The sequence below is a fragment of the Phenylobacterium sp. genome, from assembly GCF_030693805.1.
In the GTDB taxonomy this organism is placed as follows: domain Bacteria; phylum Pseudomonadota; class Alphaproteobacteria; order Caulobacterales; family Caulobacteraceae; genus Phenylobacterium.
In genome coordinates this window covers 1-1205 of sequence record NZ_JAUXZW010000274.1, presented here as the reverse complement: position 1 = coordinate 1205, position 1205 = coordinate 1, and the positions used below count along the sequence as shown (strand labels likewise).

General features: G+C 59.4%; 2 protein-coding genes. Both read right to left on the bottom strand.

Annotated elements, in window-relative coordinates; genetic code table 11:
- Positions 1-772: type II toxin-antitoxin system HipA family toxin (locus Q8M88_RS10635; protein ID WP_305597137.1), on the bottom strand; the 772-nt coding region annotated here is incomplete at its 3' end.
- 101 nt (positions 773-873) lie between these two features.
- The coding region (locus tag Q8M88_RS10630) for a helix-turn-helix domain-containing protein (RefSeq protein ID WP_305597136.1) at positions 874-1205 on the bottom strand (332 nt) is incomplete at its 5' end.

Here is a 1205-nt window from a genome sequence, read left to right as displayed (position 1 = left end):
CAACGCGGCGCCACAACTCATGTTTCATTGCCGACATATCCACGCCCGCGCGGGCGCACCAACGCTGGAGCTCATGGGCGAGCACGACAAACGAACGATTGCGTGCACCGGCCACTTCCTTGTCCAATCGCAGCAAGGTGTGTGCGCTGGCATAAAGGTGTCGTTCTACGCCCCCGCTAGGTAGGACGTCCCGGTCAAATCGCTTGACCAGAACCACCTGACGATGGCCTTCAAGGTGGAATTGCACCTCCGCCGCATTGACCCCGCACTCCCGGGCCAGCGTCATGGCCACGTACTCTCGCAAGGGGTTATTTGGTCCGTCACCACGGTCCTGTAGCTTGGCAATCCACAACTGCCCCTGGTGTTCCACAGTCAGCTTCGGCCGCTCGCCCCCCAGGCTCGTTCCATAAATGCCTTGCACTTCGCGAGCGGCCTGGCTGCTGGGACGCTCTTCGGGCAAGTCACGCAAGGCGGCCAGCAATTGGCTCAGCTGCGGTGCTTTGAAGGCCTTCTTGCTCTCGATGTCGTCACAGACTTCCAGCGCACCGACGCCATCACCTTCTGACAGCTCCAACATCTCCATGTTGCCCAGGTCTTCGCGGGCATGGCGCTTTTCCAACAACGCCAGCCCGAAGCCCTCCGGACGTGCGTCACGTATCACGCCAAACAAGCCTTCTTGCCGCGTTTCCCTGGCCCAGAACTCTGAACGTTTCAAGGGCAGGTGCAGGGGGTCCAGTGCCACGGCATCAGCACGCTTGAGGTAATCGGACAAGTAGTGGAACCTCCCGACCTGACCCTGCAACTCGAATTCACCACACTGGGTAGGCTGTACCTGCCCGGGGAGCCAAACCCACACCGGCTTCAAGGTGTCACTCATGAGCGTGTCCCACGAATCCGTTTCGGCAATGAGCGCTCAAGCAGGCTCACCGCCTCATCGGTTTTCCCCAACTTGGCCAACGCCGGCAAGAGTTCACCAAACAAATCCAAGGCCCACAGAATGTTCAACAGATGTCCGATCCCAACGCTGGGCCGGCCATGCTCAACATTGAGGACCGTCTTCTTGTTCACCCCCGCCTTGGCCGCCAAATCCTCTTGCGTCCACCCCAGCGTGCGACGCACGGCACTCACCCGTCCACCCAATGTGGTCAAACCCTCCTCTACCTCATAGGGAAGCATCATTGGATCTGGAGAATGTTTCATAAAAG